Annotated in this window: 14 protein-coding genes; 6 read left to right on the top strand and 8 right to left on the bottom strand. The window is 68.9% G+C overall.

Going from position 1 to position 16399, the window contains the following annotated elements; translation table 11 throughout:
- Positions 1 to 245: 245 nt before the first annotated feature.
- From FGW31_RS17210 to rpmH, 8 genes are all read right to left on the bottom strand, one after another.
- Positions 246 to 1346, bottom strand: a complete 1101-nt coding sequence (locus FGW31_RS17210) for a ParB/RepB/Spo0J family partition protein (protein WP_142194316.1) — start codon at positions 1344 to 1346, stop codon at positions 246 to 248.
- Positions 1343 to 2419 carry a ParA family protein gene (locus FGW31_RS17205; RefSeq protein ID WP_142194442.1) on the bottom strand — a complete coding sequence of 359 codons (1077 nt, stop codon included), beginning with the start codon at positions 2417 to 2419 and terminating at the stop codon, positions 1343 to 1345. The genes FGW31_RS17210 and FGW31_RS17205 overlap by 4 nt, the downstream gene beginning before the upstream one ends.
- Positions 2420 to 2763: 344 nt before the next feature.
- The gene (gene rsmG, locus FGW31_RS17200; RefSeq protein WP_142194315.1) at positions 2764 to 3483 is read right to left on the bottom strand and encodes a 16S rRNA (guanine(527)-N(7))-methyltransferase RsmG; all 720 of its coding nucleotides are present in this window, start codon (positions 3481 to 3483) and stop codon (positions 2764 to 2766) included.
- Between the two features lie 120 nt (positions 3484 to 3603).
- A complete protein-coding gene (locus FGW31_RS17195) occupies positions 3604 to 4116 on the bottom strand; it encodes a Jag family protein (RefSeq protein WP_142194313.1) in 513 nt (170 codons plus the stop codon).
- Positions 4117 to 4131: 15 nt separating this feature from the next.
- Entirely contained in the window at positions 4132 to 5397 is a 1266-nt protein-coding gene (gene yidC, locus FGW31_RS17190) for a membrane protein insertase YidC (RefSeq protein ID WP_142194312.1), read from the bottom strand.
- Between the two features lie 3 nt (positions 5398 to 5400).
- Positions 5401 to 5775 (bottom strand): membrane protein insertion efficiency factor YidD, encoded by a 375-nt coding sequence (yidD, locus tag FGW31_RS17185; protein WP_142194311.1) that lies wholly within the window; start codon positions 5773 to 5775, stop codon positions 5401 to 5403.
- Positions 5772 to 6143: a ribonuclease P protein component gene (rnpA, locus tag FGW31_RS17180; protein ID WP_142194310.1), complete on the bottom strand. Its 372-nt coding sequence runs from the start codon at positions 6141 to 6143 to the stop codon at positions 5772 to 5774. Before rnpA ends, yidD begins: the two co-directional genes overlap by 4 nt.
- Before the next feature lie 21 nt (positions 6144 to 6164).
- Positions 6165 to 6302, bottom strand: coding sequence for a 50S ribosomal protein L34 (gene rpmH / locus FGW31_RS17175; RefSeq protein WP_003956500.1), 138 nt, complete (start codon positions 6300 to 6302; stop codon positions 6165 to 6167).
- A 375-nt stretch (positions 6303 to 6677) separates the two neighbouring features.
- On the opposite strand from rpmH, the gene dnaA reads away from it, so the two are divergent.
- From dnaA to gyrB, 6 genes are all read left to right on the top strand, one after another.
- A complete protein-coding gene (gene dnaA, locus FGW31_RS17165) occupies positions 6678 to 8699 on the top strand; it encodes a chromosomal replication initiator protein DnaA (RefSeq protein ID WP_142194309.1) in 2022 nt (673 codons plus the stop codon).
- Between the two features lie 1304 nt (positions 8700 to 10003).
- Positions 10004 to 11134: a DNA polymerase III subunit beta gene (gene dnaN / locus FGW31_RS17155; protein WP_030820091.1), complete on the top strand. Its 1131-nt coding sequence runs from the start codon at positions 10004 to 10006 to the stop codon at positions 11132 to 11134.
- 142 nt (positions 11135 to 11276) lie between these two features.
- A complete protein-coding gene (gnd, locus tag FGW31_RS17150; protein ID WP_142194308.1) occupies positions 11277 to 12152 on the top strand; it encodes a phosphogluconate dehydrogenase (NAD(+)-dependent, decarboxylating) in 876 nt (291 codons plus the stop codon).
- A 73-nt stretch (positions 12153 to 12225) separates the two neighbouring features.
- Positions 12226 to 13347 carry a DNA replication/repair protein RecF gene (recF, locus tag FGW31_RS17145; protein ID WP_142194307.1) on the top strand — a complete coding sequence of 374 codons (1122 nt, stop codon included), beginning with the start codon at positions 12226 to 12228 and terminating at the stop codon, positions 13345 to 13347.
- Complete coding sequence (locus FGW31_RS17140; protein ID WP_142194306.1) at positions 13344 to 13886, top strand: DciA family protein; 543 nt, start codon at positions 13344 to 13346, stop codon at positions 13884 to 13886. Before recF ends, FGW31_RS17140 begins: the two co-directional genes overlap by 4 nt.
- A gap of 432 nt (positions 13887 to 14318) precedes the next feature.
- A complete protein-coding gene (gene gyrB / locus FGW31_RS17135; protein ID WP_182674684.1) occupies positions 14319 to 16379 on the top strand; it encodes a DNA topoisomerase (ATP-hydrolyzing) subunit B in 2061 nt (686 codons plus the stop codon).
- Positions 16380 to 16399: the final 20 nt, after the last annotated feature.

Here is a 16399-nt window from a genome sequence, read left to right as displayed (position 1 = left end):
GAGCAGGCTGCCGACGAAGCCGCTGACGGCGCCCCCCCCCAGCCCTGCGCTCAGCAATCCGATGCGGCTCGTCATTCGCATGGCCCCTGCCTTGCTCTCAAAGGTAGTGCCGGGTGGATTCGCCATATCCGAACGCATCGTATCCACGAAGCGATTCCCTCGACACCGGCGCAAAGCAAAGGGCGGACCGTGTTCCGGTACTCACCGGACATGGTCCGCCCAGAGCGGCTTCGATCAACCGACGGCTAGGACTCGTCCTCCGAGGAGTCGTCGTCCACCAGGCTCTTCTGCAGGACGGGGCCTTCGCCCGGGGCAAGGGTGCCGAGGATGCGCTCAAGGTCCTCCATGGAGGCGAACTCGACGGTGATCTTGCCCTTCTTCTGTCCCAGGTCCACCTTCACCCGGGTCTCGAAGCGATCCGAGAGGCGCGTCGCCAGATCCGACAGTGCCGGGGAGACAAGAGCACCCGCACGCGGCCCCTTGGAGCGCTGAGCCTTCTGAGGCCGGGAACCCATCAGGGTCACGATCTCCTCGACAGCACGCACGGAGAGGCCCTCGGCCACGATCCGGTGCGCCAGCCGGTCCTGCTCCTCGGAGTCCTCGACGGACAGCAGCGCACGGGCGTGTCCGGCGGACAACACACCGGCGGCGACCCTGCGCTGGACGGTCGGCGAGAGCTTCAGCAGACGCAGGGTGTTCGACACCTGCGGGCGGGAACGGCCGATGCGGTCCGCCAGCTGGTCGTGCGTGCAGTTGAAGTCCTTCAGCAACTGGTCGTAGGCAGCTGCCTCTTCCAGAGGGTTCAACTGAGCCCGGTGCAGGTTCTCCAGCAGTGCGTCCAGGAGGAGCTTCTCGTCGTCCGTGGCCCGCACGATCGCCGGGATGGCCTCGAGTCCCGCCTCATGGCAGGCCCGCCACCGGCGCTCACCCATGATCAGCTCATAGCGCCCGGGCCCTACCTGCCGTACGACGACCGGCTGGAGGAGACCGACCTCCTTGATGGAGGTGATGAGCTCGGACAGTGCGTCCTCGTCGAAGACCTCACGGGGCTGTCGGGGGTTCGGCGTGATCGCGTCGAGAGGGATCTCGGCGAAGTGGGCGCCCATGGGTGGCGCCGGCACCGCTGCGGCACCCGGCGCCGAGGGCTCTTCCGTTTCACGTGAAACAGCCGGCAGCGTGGCGACCTTCGCAGCGGCCACCCCGCGGTCGGTCGGCAGTACCGGAACCGCCGCGGGAGACGTGGAGGCAGAGCCTCCGAGCGCCGCTGGCGGCACCGTCTTCTCTGTCGGGGCAGCAGGGATCAGTGCGCCGAGACCACGGCCCAGACCCCTCCGTCGATCGCTCACTGGACGCCCTCCACCATGCTCGGATCATTCTGCTGTGCGCCGATGTGGGCCTGCGATGCGTCGTAGCTGACGCCGACGCCCCTCAGCGCGATCTCTCGTGCCGCCTCAAGATAGGAGAGGGCACCACTCGATCCAGGATCGTAAGTCAGTACCGTCTGCCCATAGCTCGGCGCCTCCGAGATACGGACGGAGCGGGGAATGCTCGTCCGCAGCACCTCGTCGCCGAAGTGGGTGCGCACCTCGTCCGCGACCTGGGACGCGAGCCGCGTCCGGCCGTCGTACATGGTGAGCAGGATCGTCGATACGTGCAGGGCCGGGTTGAGGTGGCCCCGCACCAGGTCGACGTTGCGCAGCAACTGTCCCAGGCCTTCCAGCGCGTAGTACTCGCACTGGATCGGGATGAGGACCTCCTGGCCGGCCACCAAGGCATTGACGGTCAGCAGGCCGAGCGAGGGCGGGCAGTCGATGAGGATGTAGTCCAGCGGCTGCTCGTAGGCCTGGATCGCTCGCTGAAGCCGGCTTTCCCGCGCCACCAGCGACACGAGTTCGATCTCCGCACCGGCGAGATCGATCGTGGCGGGTGCACAGAAGAGTCCCTCGACATCGGGGACCGGCTGGACCACTTCCGCGAGCGGCTTGCTCTCCACCAATACGTCGTAGATGGAGGGGACTTCGGCATGGTGGTCGATACCCAGGGCGGTGGACGCGTTGCCCTGAGGGTCGAGGTCGATCACCAGGACGCGGGCGCCGTGCAGAGCGAGCGACGCGGCAAGGTTGACGGTGGTCGTCGTCTTGCCGACACCGCCCTTCTGGTTGGCGACCACGATGACACGGGTCTGCTCGGGTCGCGGCAGGCCCTCCCCGGCACGGCCCAGAGCCTCCACCGCCAGTTGGGCAGCACGACCGATGGGAGTGTCGTCCATCGGAGGCGGTGTTTCACGTGAAACATCCGCCCCCATCGATTCGGTACGGGGACCGGGGACCGGATCGGTCATCGGTCCCGCGATGTTGGCGTCGGACCGCAAGGATTCACTCTCCTCGACTTCAGGCTCGCAATGAACAGAGCCTCCCATGCCTTCGGGGTCGTGAACCAGTGAGGCCTGACCTTCTGTGGAGAAATCCACCTCTGTGGACAACTCCGTGCCCCCTGAGGGGGCTCGTGCCTCGTCGGGAACGGTCCCCTCTCCGAGCGCACCAAGAGGCTTCCGGTCACGGGGTTCGGCCGCAGCGCGGCCCCGACTGATGATGCCGTGCAGCAGTGAGCGACGTTTCACGTGAAACACGATGCACAGCAGCCGAGGCGGCGCTGCCGCGACACTCCGGCATGTAGGGGTTTGGCAGCTTGTGTGGAGTACGTCTGATTCTCAGGACGGGCGACACTTACCCCGACTGCGCACGGTCGCGCCAGGGCCACCGGCTACCCGCGTCGGCGCCGAGCTCTTCCCGTGCGCGCCGCCTTGGCTCGCTTCGCCGCAAAGCGCACGCCTCCCGGGCTCTCCCCGACCTCCACGCGCACCACCGTGGACATCGGGTCCACGATGCCCTCGCCCACATGCACGATCGAGGTCGCCACGGCACCCAGCTTGCTCAACGCCGCGGCGGAGTTCTTCAGCTCCTCCTCGGCGGTGTCGCCCTTGAGCGCGAGCATCTCCCCGTACGGCCGCAGAAGAGGAATGCCCCAGGTGGCGAGACGGTCGAGCGGCGCCACGGCGCGGGCGGTCACCACATGCACCGGAGGCAGCTTCCCCATGACCTCCTCGGCCCGGCCGCGCACGACCGTCACATGGTCGAGCCCGAGTAGCTCCACGACCTCACTGAGGAAGTTGGTGCGCCGGAGCAGCGGCTCCAGCAGTGTGATCTTGAGGTCGTCCCGGACCAGTGCCAGGGGAATGCCCGGCAGTCCGGCGCCCGAGCCGACGTCGCACACCGTCACCCCCTCCGGCACGACCTCCGAGAGCACCGCGCAGTTCAGCAGATGGCGCTCCCACAGGCGGGGCACCTCTCGCGGACCGATCAGGCCACGCTGCACGCCGGCCTCGGCGAGCAGTTCCGCGTACCGGACCGCGTCCGTGAAGCGATCACCGAACACCTCGCGGGCCTGCTCGGGCGCGGGGGGAAGCTCCGCTGCCTCCGTCACGGGGGACCGTCCTTCCGTACCGTGCCGGCAGAGGATGCCGACACCAGAACCAGAACTATCAGGCTGACAAAGTTCGGCCCCGTCTGCGCAACAGACGGGGCCGGTGGAACGTGGAACCGATCAGGCAGGAAGCACGACGACGAAACGCTGCGGTTCCTCGCCCTCGGACTCGCTGCGCAGGCCGGCTGCCTTGACCGCGTCGTGCACGACCTTGCGCTCGAACGGGGTCATGGGGTCGAGCCTCACGGCCTTGCCGCTGTTCTTGGCGTCGGCGGCGGCCTTCGCGCCCAGTTCGGACAGCTCGGTCCGCTTCTTGGCCCGGTACCCGGCGATGTCGAGCATGAGGCGGCTGCGGTCCCCGGTCTCCCGGTGCACGGCCAGTCGCGTCAGCTCCTGGAGTGCCTCGAGCACCTCACCGTCACGACCGACCAGCTTCTGCAGGTCACGGCTGCCCGTGTCGCTGATGATCGAGACGGAGGCGCGGTCTGCCTCGACGTCCATGTCGATGTCGCCGTCGAGGTCGGCGATGTCGAGCAGACCCTCCAGATAGTCCGCCGCGATCTCACCCTCCTGCTCCAGGCGGGTCAGGGTGTCTGCGCCCTCGGCAGCGGCGGCGGTGGTGCCTTCCGTCACGGGATGGACTCCTTCTTACTTCTTGGACGGGGACTTGGGCCGCTGCGGACCCTTGCGCTGTCCGGACTGGGCCCTGCTGCGGCCACCGCCGGCAGGCTTGGCGTTGCCCTTCTTCCCGGCGGCGGGCTTGGCGTCCTCGGGCTCGTCGGACTTGGTGAGCGAGGTGGGCTCGCCGGCTGCCTTGGCCGTGCCGGACTGGCGCTGGGACTTGGTCTGCCGCTTGGGCTGCTGCCGCTTGGGAGCGGCTCCCGTGGTCGGCGTACCGTCCTCGGCCTGGGCGGCGGCCGTGGCCTCGCTCTTGATCACCGAGCCGTCGGTCTGGGCCGCGAGGCCGGCCTTGTTCAGACCGTTGATGAACTTGCGCTCGTACTCGTTGCGGTCCCGGCCCTTGGCGACGATCGCCTTGACGATGGCGCGCTCACGGCGGTTGCGGGTCTTGCCGTGACGGGTGACGTGCTTGGAGAGGCGCTCCAGGTAGGAGGCCTGGGCCTTGGAACCCGGCGTCGGGTTGTTGTGGATCACGTACATCTGCTGGCCCATGGTCCACACGTTGGTGGTCAGCCAGTAGACGAGGACACCGACCGGGAAGTTGATGCCGAACACGGCGAAGATGATCGGGAAGATGTACATCAGCATCTTCTGCTGCTGCATGAAGGGCGTCTTCACCGTGGTGTCGACGTTCTTCGTCATCAGCTGACGCTGCGTGTAGAACTGCGACAGCGACATCAGAACGATCATGATGGCCGTCACGACGCGGACGTCGGTCAGCGAGGAGTTGAGCGCCTCGACCTTGTCCGAGCTGTCCGTGAACTTCGCCGCGAGCGGGGCACCGAAGATGTGTGCCTTCTGCGCGCTCTCCAGCAGGCGATCGTTGATCACGCCGATGGTGTCGTTCGACGCGATGCTGTTGAGCACGTGGTAGAGCGCGAAGAAGAACGGTGACTGCGCCAGGATGGGAAGGCACGAGGAGAGCGGGTTGGTACCCGTCTCCTTGTACAGCTTCATCATCTCTTCGGACTGACGCTGTCGGTCGTTCTTGTAGCGCTCCTGGATCTTCTTCATCTCCGGCTGGAGCGTCTGCATCGCGCGCGTCGCCTTGATCTGCTTCACGAAGAGCGGGATCAGGCAGATACGGATCAGAATCACCAGGGACACGATGGACAGGCCCCAGGCCCACCCGGTGTCAGGGCCGAAGAGGGCGCCGTACACCTTGTGGAACTGGACGATGACCCAGGAGACAGGTGTTGTGATGAAGCTGAAGAGGCTGGCAATCGTGTCCACTAATCATGCTCCTTGGGCATGGGACGAGGTCTCTGCGGCCGGGCTCGAAGGACTCGTCGGACTGGTGGGGGAGGTCCGTCCCTCGGTGGCCGGTTCGGCGGCGGAGGTCCCGCCCCTGCGTGCACGCCAGGCGTTACGCAGCATTTCGTGCCACCGCGGACGCTTGCGCGGCGGGACATGGTCCACACCGCCCAGCGACCACGGATTGCACCGCAGGATGCGCCAGGCCGTGAGTGCTGTGCCCTTGACGGCTCCGTGCCGGTCGATGGCCGTGTAGCCGTAGTGGGAGCACGACGGGTAGTACTTGCACACCGGCCCCAGCAGCGGACTGATCGTCCACTGGTACAGCTTGATCAGAGCCAGCAGCGGGTACTTCATCGCGCGCCCCCTCCCAGCAGCCGCTGCAGTGCGGCGTCCAGGTCTCGGGCCAGCTGTTCATGGTCGGCGTCGCCCGCTCCGGGCAGCGCTCGTACGACTACCAGGCTACCGGGGGGCAGCCGGTCGACTCGCTCGCGCATCAGATGGCGAAGCCTGCGCTTCACCTTGTTGCGCACCACCGCGCCTCCCACGGCCTTGCTCACGACGAAACCCGCACGCGACGGGGGAGCGCTCTCCCCAGGCGCATGCGGGTCCGTGGCACCGCTACGAAGATGGACGACGAGGTGCTGGCGTCCGGCCCGGCGTCCTCGTCGTACCGCGGTCGCGAAGTCCTCGCGCCGCCTCAGCCGGTTCTCGGTGGGCAGCACGACGGCATGACCTGACCGGGATCAGGCGGACAGACGGGCGCGACCCTTGCTACGGCGGGACGCGAGAATCGCGCGGCCGGCACGGGTGCGCATACGCAGCCGGAAGCCGTGGGTCTTGGCGCGACGACGGTTGTTCGGCTGGAAGGTGCGCTTGCTCACTCGGGGGCTCCAGAAGAAATCGGTGTTTGCGGGGTGCCGTCCTGGCTGTCACCGTGCGCCCACGAGTAGCTCGCGTTACGCCCCAGTGCACCGCTGACCGATCACCTTGCGCGATCTGTGCCCATCGGAGGCAGGCGGCAGCAGCCATCGACAACTCGACCTGGTTACGGTACGCGCGGCTGCGCCATTCGGTCAAACCAGCGCTCGCCGGGAGACACTTGTCCACAGGCTGGGGACAACAACTTGAACCCTACCGGCCGCCCTGACTACCGTGACTGGACTCCGATTCGTTCCCTTGACCCTCCACCACCCGATTTACATCCCGACCCGTCCTTCGCATCACACGATCGAGGGACCTGTGAGAGAGCGTGCCCTGTGGCTGACGTACCTGCCGATCTTGCCGCAGTGTGGCCACGCGTACTGGAACAGCTACTCGGTGAGGGCCGCGGCCAGGGGGTCGAGGGCAAGGACGAGCACTGGATCCGGCGCTGCCAGCCGCTGGCGCTGGTCGCCGACACCGCGCTGCTCGCGGTGCCGAACGAGTTCGCGAAGGGTGTGCTGGAGGGCCGGCTGGCTCCCGTCGTCAGCGAGAGCCTGAGCCGCGAGTGCGGCCGCCCGATCCGGATCGCGATCACCGTCGACGACACCGCGGGCGAGCCCGCGCCCCCGCCGCCGCCCCGGCCCCAGCCGCGTTACGAGGAGCCGGAGCTTCCGGCCCTCCGCCAGGACCGTCCCGACCGCGGCGACCGCCCGGACCACCTGGAGCGGCCGGACCGGCAGGACCGGGCCGAGCGCGACCGCGAACCGTACGAGGGCTACGACGGCTACGGCCGCCGCCGTGCCGATCAGCACTCCGGGCCGGCCGGCGACCAGCTCCCCACAGCCCGCCCCGCCTACCCGTCGGAGTACCAGCGCCCCGAGCCCGGCGCCTGGCCGCGGCCGGCGCAGGACGAGTACGGCTGGCAGCAGCAGCGCCTCGGCTTCCCGGAGCGCGATCCCTACGCCTCGCCGTCGCAGGACACCTACGGTTCGCAGGACACCTACGGTTCACCGGACTCGTACGGCGGCAAGGACTCGTACGGCGGTGACGCGTACGGCGCGCAGGACGGCTACGGCGGTTCCCCGGCGCAGGACTACCGTCCGCAGCCGATGGACCGGCCGCCCTACGACCAGCAGCGTTCCGACTACGAGACGTCACGCGGTGACTACGACCAGCGCGATCCGCACCGCCGTGAGCTGCCCGATCCGCCGACCGGTTCCGGGCACGTGCACCGCGGCGGCCCGGTGGGCCCGAACCTGCCGACCACGGGTGCGCCCGGCCCGCTGGCCGCGCAGCCCGCGCCGGCGACCGGTCCCGGCGAGCCGACCGCGCGGCTGAACCCGAAGTACCTCTTCGACACGTTCGTCATCGGCGCGTCCAACCGCTTCGCGCACGCGGCCGCGGTCGCCGTCGCCGAGGCACCGGCGAAGGCGTACAACCCGCTGTTCATCTACGGGGAGTCCGGGCTCGGCAAGACGCACCTGCTGCACGCGATCGGGCACTACGCACGGAGCCTGTATCCGGGCACGCGGGTGCGGTACGTGAGCTCGGAGGAGTTCACCAACGAGTTCATCAACTCGATCCGCGACGGCAAGGGCGACAGCTTCCGCAAGCGCTACCGCGAGATGGACATCCTGCTCGTCGACGACATCCAGTTCCTGGCGGACAAGGAGTCGACGCAGGAGGAGTTCTTCCACACCTTCAACACGCTCCACAACGCCAACAAGCAGATCGTGCTGTCCAGCGACCGGCCGCCGAAGCAGCTGGTGACGCTGGAGGACCGGCTGCGGAACCGTTTCGAGTGGGGCCTGATCACCGACGTCCAGCCGCCGGAGCTGGAGACGCGTATCGCGATCCTGCGCAAGAAGGCGGTGCAGGAGCAGCTCAACGCCCCGCCGGAGGTCCTGGAGTTCATCGCCTCCCGGATCTCGCGGAACATCCGCGAGCTGGAGGGCGCGCTGATCCGGGTGACGGCGTTCGCCTCGCTCAACCGGCAGCCGGTCGACCTCGGGCTGACCGAGATCGTCCTGAAGGATCTGATGCCGGGCGGCGACGACTCGGCCCCGGAGATCACCTCGACGGCCATCATGGGCGCGACCGCCGACTACTTCGGGCTCACGGTCGAGGACCTGTGCGGCACCTCGCGCGGACGCGCGCTGGTGACCGCGCGGCAGATCGCCATGTACCTGTGCCGGGAGCTGACGGACCTGTCGCTGCCGAAGATCGGCGCGCTGTTCGGCGGGCGCGACCACACGACGGTGATGCACGCGGACCGCAAGATCCGCAATCTGATGGCGGAGCGCCGCTCCATCTACAACCAGGTCACCGAGCTCACCAACCGGATCAAGGCCGGCTGAGGGCACTCGGACCCGCGTTGCGTCGAGGGGTCTCCGGATCGATCCGGAGACCCCTCGTGCATGTCCCGGTCGGCCGCCCCGGTACCGATTGAGCCCCGCTCGTCATCACGCGTGTCGTGCTGTGGGCCCCTGTGCGTGCGCCGCAGCGGCACGGCCGCACCCCGTGCCGGCTTCCCCGACGCCGCGCCTCTCCGGCACCCGCCTCAAGCCGTACCGGGCTTCTCCGGCGCCCTCCACAACCGTCCCGGGCCTCCGCGGCACCCTCCACAACTGATCCGGCCTTCAGGCACCCGCCACAGCCCGGCCTCGGCGTCTCCGGCAGCGGCCGCCGTGCCGGACCGCCCGGCGCAGTCGCCGCCCCGACCGGCCCTCCACCGCGGCCGCATCCGCCACAGGCCCCGTCCCGCCGTCCCCGGCCCCTCATCTCGGCCCCGACCCATCCTCGCGGGCCCGTCACGAGCGCCCTCCCGCGCTCTCCCACGACCATCCGCCCGCCGTCGGCGCCGCGGCCCCGCGCCCCGGTGTTCGATTCCGGCCCGGGGTTACGGCTGCCGTCCACAGATTCGCTGACTTTTTCCCGTCCACATGCTGGGGACCGTGAAGTTGTCCCGATCCTGTCCACAGCGCACCCTGGTGAGCGACCATCAGACCAGCTCAACCGGCTGTGGATTGGTGGACAAACGATCTCCACAGACTGTGGACAGAGCGGTGATCCACAGGCTGTGTACCGAGTTGTCCACGGGCTGCCCACAGGACGAGGCCGGTTGTCCCCAGTGATCGCCCGCTTCTCCACATGGCTGTCCACTGTTCGGCAACGCGACGCGCTCCCTCACCGGGCCGAGTGAAAGGCGTCACATCACGTTGCCGGAGGGGGCTGTGGGAAAGAGCCGCAAAGCTGGGGACGCAGCTGGGGAGAACTCGCCCCGTCCTGTGCACGGGGTGTGCAGAACTTTTTGTTCTCCACAGAGACACCTGGTTGTCCACTGCCTCCGCCCACAAGCACCGTGGACAAAATCTGGGCCCTGAGCTGGGAAAACGAGGTTATCCACGGTATCCACAGGCCCTACTACTACTCCCGACTAGAGAGAGCGAGGAATTCGTTTCGAAGCGGGCCCTGTGCACAACTCGCTGTCCGGGCCCCGACTGCCACTCGTCACGACTTGACCCCGAGGGGCACCTACTGTCAGTGCGGTGCGTCAGACTGGTCCCCGGAGTCCTTCCCCTCACAGGGGCCGACGACACCGAGTCAGACGACGAAAGCCACGCAGGGCGAGAAGCGCCGGCAACAGCAGGAGGCGGCAACAGTGAAGATCCGGGTGGAACGCGACGTACTCGCGGAGGCAGTGGCCTGGGCGGCGCGCAGCCTCCCGGCCCGTCCGCCGGCCCCTGTCCTCGCCGGCCTCCTGCTGAAGGCCGAGGACGGCCAGCTGAGCCTGTCCAGCTTCGACTACGAGGTCTCGGCGCGGGTGTCCGTGGAGGCGGAGGTCGAGGAGGAGGGCACGGTGCTGGTCTCCGGCCGCCTGCTCGCCGACATCTCCCGCGCCCTCCCCAACCGGCCGGTGGAGATTTCCACAGACGGTGTACGGGCGACGGTGGTGTGCGGCTCCTCGCGCTTCACCCTCCACACCCTGCCTGTGGAGGAGTACCCGGCCCTGCCCCAGATGCCGAACGCGACGGGCACGGTCCCCGGCGAGGTCTTCGCCTCCGCCGTGCAGCAGGTCGCCATCGCGGCCGGCCGCGACGACACCCTGCCGGTGCTCACCGGTGTGCGCATCGAGATCGAGGGCGACACGGTCACGCTGGCCTCCACCGACCGCTACCGCTTCGCGGTCCGCGAGTTCCTGTGGAAGCCGGAGAACCCGGAGGTCTCCGCGGTCGCCCTGGTGCCCGCCAAGACGCTCCAGGACACCGCCAAGGCGCTGACCAGCGGCGACCAGGTGATCCTGGCGCTGTCCGGCTCCGGCGCGGGCGAGGGCCTGATCGGTTTCGAGGGCGCCGGCCGCCGCACCACCACGCGCCTGCTGGAGGGCGACCTCCCGAAGTACCGCACGCTGTTCCCGACCGAGTTCAACAGCGTCGCCGTGATCGAGACCGCCCCCTTCGTGGAGGCCGTCAAGCGCGTCGCCCTGGTCGCCGAGCGCAACACCCCGGTGCGGCTGAGCTTCGAGCAGGGCGTGCTCATCCTGGAAGCCGGTTCCAGCGACGACGCACAGGCTGTGGAAAGGGTCGACGCCCAGCTGGAGGGTGACGACATCTCGATCGCCTTCAACCCGACGTTCCTGCTGGACGGCCTGAGCGCCATCGACTCCCCGGTCGCCCAGCTGTCGTTCACCACGTCCACCAAGCCCGCGCTGCTCAGCGGCCGACCGGCGGTGGACGCGGAGGCGGACGAGGCGTACAAGTACCTGATCATGCCGGTCCGGCTCAGCGGCTGACCGCCCGCCCGATCAAAGCCGCAGGTGAGGGCGTACGCATGAGCGCGTATGCCCACAGATGTGCGCGGGCGTCCGGGTTTAGGCTCGGACGCCGGTACGAAAGTGCCGTCACGCCACGTCGCATACCTAAGGAACACAACTGATGGAGCTCGGTCTCGTCGGCCTCGGCAAGATGGGCGGCAACATGCGCGAGCGGATCCGCCGCGCGGGCCACACCGTCTTCGGATACGACCGCAACCCGGACCTCGCCGATGTCCACAGCCTGCAGGAGCTTGTGGGCAAGCTCAGCGGCCCGCGCGTGGTCTGGGTGATGGTCCCGGCCGGCGAGCCCACCCAGACCACCATCGACGAACTCGCCGAACTGCTCGAACCCGGCGACGTCGTCGTGGACGGCGGCAACTCCCGCTGGACGGACGACGAGAAGCACGCCGAGGAGCTGGCCGCCAAGGGCATCGGCTTCGTCGACTGCGGCGTCTCCGGCGGCGTCTGGGGCCTGGAGAACGGCTACGCGCTGATGTACGGCGGCGACAAGGAGAACGTCGCCAAGGTGCAGCCGATCTTCGACGCCCTCAAGCCGGAGGGCGACTTCGGCTCGGTGCACGCGGGCAAGGTGGGCGCCGGGCACTTCGCGAAGATGGTCCACAACGGCATCGAGTACGCCATGATGCAGGCCTACGCCGAGGGCTGGGAGCTGCTCGAGAAGGTCGACTCGGTGACCGACGTGCGGGAGGTGTTCCGCTCCTGGCAGGAGGGCACCGTCATCCGCTCCTGGCTGCTCGACCTCGCGGTGAACGCCCTCGACGAGGACGAGCACCTGGACGGGCTCCGGGGTTATGCACAGGACTCCGGTGAGGGACGCTGGACTGTGGAGGCCGCCATCGACAACGCGGTCCCGCTGCCGGCGATCACCGCCTCGCTGTTCGCGCGGTTCGCCTCCCGCCAGGAGGACTCGCCGCAGATGAAGATGATCGCGGCGCTGCGGAACCAGTTCGGCGGCCACGCGGTCGAGAAGAAGTAATCCACAGGGCACGCCACGCGTCCACAGGGCCGCGGAGCGGCCCGCAACGCCGGGGGAGGTCGGCGAAACACGCATGCACGTCACGCATCTGTCGCTGGCCGACTTCCGCTCCTACCCCCGGGTCGAGGTCCCGCTCGACCCGGGGGTGACGGCCTTCGTCGGGCCCAACGGACAGGGCAAGACGAACCTCGTCGAGGCCGTCGGCTATCTCGCCACCCTCGGCAGCCACCGCGTCTCCTCCGACGCGCCCCTGGTCCGCATGGGCGCCGACCGCGCGATCGTCCGGGCCCAGGTCCGCCAGGGCGAGCGGCAGCAGCTGATCGAGCTGGAGCTGAACCCCGGCCGCGCCAACCGCGCCCGCATCAACAGGTCCTCGCAGGTCAGGCCCCGGGACGTGCTGGGCATCGTACGGACCGTGCTGTTCGCGCCCGAGGACCTGGCCCTGGTCAAGGGCGACCCCGGTGAGCGGCGCCGCTTCCTGGATGAGCTGATCACCGCCCGCTCACCGCGCATGGCCGGCGTCCGCTCCGACTACGACCGGGTCCTCAAGCAGCGCAACACCCTGCTGAAGTCCGCCGCCCTGGCCCGCCGGCACGGCGGACGCACCCTGGACCTGTCCACCCTGGACGTCTGGGACCAGCACCTCGCGCGTGCCGGCGCCGAACTCCTCGCCCAGCGCCTCGACCTGCTCACCGCGCTCCAGCCGCTGGCCGACAAGGCGTACGAGCAGCTCGCGCCCGGCGGCGGACCGGTCGCCCTGGAGTACAAGCCGTCCGCGCCCGGCGAGGCCCACACCCGCGAGGACCTGTTCGAGCAGCTGATGGCGGCGCTCGCCGAGGCCCGCAAGCAGGAGATCGAGCGGGGTGTCACCCTGGTCGGCCCGCACCGCGACGACCTGCTGCTCAAGCTGGGCCGGCTGCCCGCCAAGGGCTACGCCTCCCACGGCGAGTCCTGGTCCTACGCGCTGGCGCTGCGCCTTGCCTCCTACGATCTGCTGCGCGCCGAGGGCAACGAGCCGGTGCTGGTGCTCGACGACGTCTTCGCCGAACTGGACGCGCGCCGCCGTGAGCGCCTGGCCGAACTGGTCGCGCCCGGTGAGCAGGTGCTGGTGACCGCGGCCGTCGACGACGACGTGCCCCATGTGCTGGCGGGCGCCCGGTTCGCGGTGGCCGAGGGGACGGTGGAGCGCGTATGAGCGAGGCCGGTGCGCCCGGAAACGGCGCGGGCAAGGCGCCCGAACCGTCCGGTGTGGATCTCGCGCGCGTGGCGTTGCGCGCGGCGAAGGACGCGGCCCGCGCGCGCGGTGACGCGGCGCAGCAGCGCAAACAGGCCCGGCGCGGGGGCCTGCGCTCCGGCGCGCGCGCCGACCGGCGCGACCCGATGGCGCTCGGCGCGGCGATCAACCGGCTGCTGACCGAACGCGGCTGGGAGGCCCCGGCGGCGGTGGGCGGCGTGATGGGCCGCTGGCCCGAGATCGTCGGCGAGGACGTGGCCAAGCACTGCGAGCCGGAGCGGTACGACGAGGACGAGCGGGTGCTGGTCGTGCGCTGCGACTCCACGGCCTGGGCGACCAATCTGCGGCTGCTGGCGCCGACGCTCGTCGCGCGCCTCAACGAGGACCTCGGCCACGGCAGAGTGCGGCTGATCAAGGTCATCGGCCCCGGTGGTCCCGCCCGGCGCTTCGGCCCGCTGCGCGCGCCCGGAAGCACCGGTCCCGGTGACACGTACGGGTGACCGGAGGCCCTTTTCCGCCTCTCCAGCAACAAGTGACTGACATCACATCACGGCTTCTCCGTGGTGTTTTCGAGTCCCGTCGGCGGTTTCGTCGTACCCCTGCGCGCGGGCGTGCGCCGGGAGCTGACTCCTAAGTAGCCAAGGGTTGACGGCCGGAAGCGCTGAGTGCCCTCGTGGGGCTCCTGGAGCCCCCATCCGCATATCGGGAGTCGGACGAGACCGGTTGAGGGCGGCACATGCGGACTCAGGTGCCCGCAAACCCCCATCGATGTCAGCGCTACCGGTAGAATGGAAGACAATCCCGCCCCGATCGTGGGGACCGCCCGGGAAAAGCTGAGCAACGCTGATCAAGGCTTACCAACGCAACATGCCGCAGCCGCTCCGGCAACCTGCCGACGAGCCCGGCTCGTGCTGTGCCAGAAAGGGCGCTTCGTGGCCGATTCCGGCAACCCCAACGAGAACATCCCGTCCACCGACACCGGCGTCGGCGACGCAGCGAGCACCTCGACCGGCGAGGGCGCCACGTCGTACGACGCCACCGCCATCACCGTCCTCGAGGGCCTGGACGCGGTCCGTAAGCGACCCGGCATGTACATCGGGTCGACCGGCGAGCGGGGACTGCACCACCTGGTGCAGGAGGTCGTCGACAACTCGGTCGACGAGGCGCTGGCCGGCCATGCGGACACCATCGACGTCACGATCCTGGCGGACGGCGGCGTGCGCGTCGTCGACAACGGCCGCGGCATCCCGGTGGGCATCGTCCCCTCCGAGGGCAAGCCCGCCGTCGAGGTCGTCCTGACCGTGCTGCACGCGGGCGGCAAGTTCGGCGGCGGCGGCTACGCGGTCTCCGGCGGTCTGCACGGCGTGGGCGTCTCCGTGGTCAACGCGCTGTCGACGCGGGTCGCCGTCGAGGTCAAGACCGACGGCTACCGCTGGACGCAGGACTACAAGCTGGGTGTCCCCACCGCGCCCCTCGCCAAGCACGAGGCCACCGAGGAGACCGGCACGTCGGTCACCTTCTGGGCCGACGGTGACATCTTCGAGACCACCGACTACTCCTTCGAGACGCTCTCCCGGCGCTTCCAGGAGATGGCCTTCCTCAACAAGGGCCTGAGGATCAACCTCACCGACGAGCGCGAGTCGGCGAAGGCCACCGCCGGCGCGGACGAGGCGGGCGAGGACGAGAAGCACGAGGTCAAGACCGTCTCGTACCACTACGAGGGCGGCATCGTCGACTTCGTGAAGTACCTCAACTCCCGCAAGGGCGACCCGGTGCACCCCACCGTGATCGACCTGGAGGCCGAGGACAAGGACAGGCACCTGTCCCTCGAGGTCGCGATGCAGTGGAACGGCGGCTACACGGAGGGCGTGTACTCCTTCGCCAACATCATCCACACCCACGAGGGCGGCACGCACGAGGAGGGCTTCCGCGCGGCGCTCACCTCGCTCATCAACAAGTACGCGCGCGACAAGAAGCTGCTGCGCGAGAAGGACGACAACCTCACGGGTGACGACATCCGCGAGGGGCTGACCGCGATCATCTCGGTCAAGCTGAGCGAGCCGCAGTTCGAGGGCCAGACCAAGACCAAGCTGGGCAACACCGAGGTGAAGACCTTCGTGCAGAAGGTCGTCTACGAGCACCTCAACGACTGGCTGGACCGCAACCCCAACGAGGCCGCGGACATCGTCCGCAAGGGCATCGCGGCGGCCACCGCGCGGGTGGCGGCCCGCAAGGCGCGCGACCTCACCCGCCGCAAGGGCCTGCTGGAGACCGCCTCTCTGCCGGGCAAGCTCTCCGACTGCCAGTCGAACGACCCCACCAAGTGCGAGATCTTCATCGTCGAGGGTGACTCCGCCGGCGGCTCGGCCAAGTCCGGCCGCAACCCGCAGTACCAGGCGATCCTCCCGATCCGCGGCAAGATCCTCAATGTCGAGAAGGCGCGCATCGACCGGATCCTGCAGAACCAGGAAATCCAGGCGATGATCTCCGCGTTCGGCACGGGCGTGCACGAGGACTTCGACATCGAGAAGCTCCGCTATCACAAGATCATCCTGATGGCGGACGCCGACGTCGACGGCCAGCACATCAACACCCTGCTCCTGACGTTCCTGTTCCGCTTCATGCGGCCGCTGGTCGAGGCCGGGCACGTGTTCCTCTCCCGTCCGCCGCTCTACAAGATCAAGTGGGGCAAGGACGACTTCGAGTACGCGTACTCCGACCGCGAGCGCGACGCGCTGATCGAGATGGGCCGCAACGCCGGCAAGCGCATCCGCGAGGACTCCGTCCAGCGCTTCAAGGGCCTCGGTGAGATGAACGCCGAGGAGCTGCGCATCACCACGATGGACCAGGAGCACCGCGTCCTCGGCCAGGTCACCCTGGACGACGCCGCCCAGGCCGACGACCTGTTCTCGGTCCTGATGGGCGAGGACGTCGAGGCCCGCCGCGCGTTCATCCAGCGCAACGCCAAGGACGTCCGCTTCCTCGACATCTGAGTCGGTCTCAGCTGACCGCA

The sequence above is a fragment of the Streptomyces calvus genome (assembly GCF_006782915.1).
Classification (GTDB): Bacteria; Actinomycetota; Actinomycetes; order Streptomycetales; family Streptomycetaceae; genus Streptomyces; species Streptomyces calvus.
This window is presented reverse-complemented; position numbering and strand designations above follow the sequence as displayed.